Raw genomic sequence first — 549 nt, forward strand, 5'->3', positions numbered from 1 at the left:
TTATCAACAGACTTTTCGTTCTCTACAAAAGTGGTTTACAACCCGAAGGCCGTCATCCCACACGCGGAATAGCTGGATCAGGCTTGCGCCCATTGTCCAAAATTCCCCACTGCTGCCTCCCGTAGGAGTCTGGGCCGTGTCTCAGTCCCAGTGTGGCTGGTCGTCCTCTCAGACCAGCTACTGATCGTCGCCTTGGTAAGCCTTTACCTTACCAACTAGCTAATCAGTCATCGGCCGCTCCGCTCGCGAGAGGCCCCTAAGGGTCCCCCTCTTTCATCCTCGGATCTCATGCGGTATTAGCTCCCCTTTCGGGAAGTTGTCCCCCACGAGCGGATACGTTCCGATGTCTTACTCACCCGTTCGCCACTCGTCGACGGAGGAAAGCAAGCTTTCCTCCTCGTTACCGTTCGACTTGCATGTGTAAAGCGTTCCGCCAGCGTTCAATCTGAGCCAGGATCAAACTCTTTTGTTTAATCTCTGTTGTCGCTCTTACTCTTCGTTTCGGTTTTGACGGAGTATTTCCTACTCCGTTTGCCTCACTAGACTCAC

The 549-nt window shown here is 53.2% G+C and carries 1 rRNA gene; it reads right to left on the reverse strand.

What is annotated here, in order from left to right:
- Positions 1-472: ribosomal RNA gene (locus tag ACYQ4O_RS12950) — 16S ribosomal RNA — on the reverse strand; the annotation flags it as partial.
- Positions 473-549 lie beyond the last annotated feature (77 nt).

This window comes from Turicimonas sp. TL08, assembly GCF_054660695.1.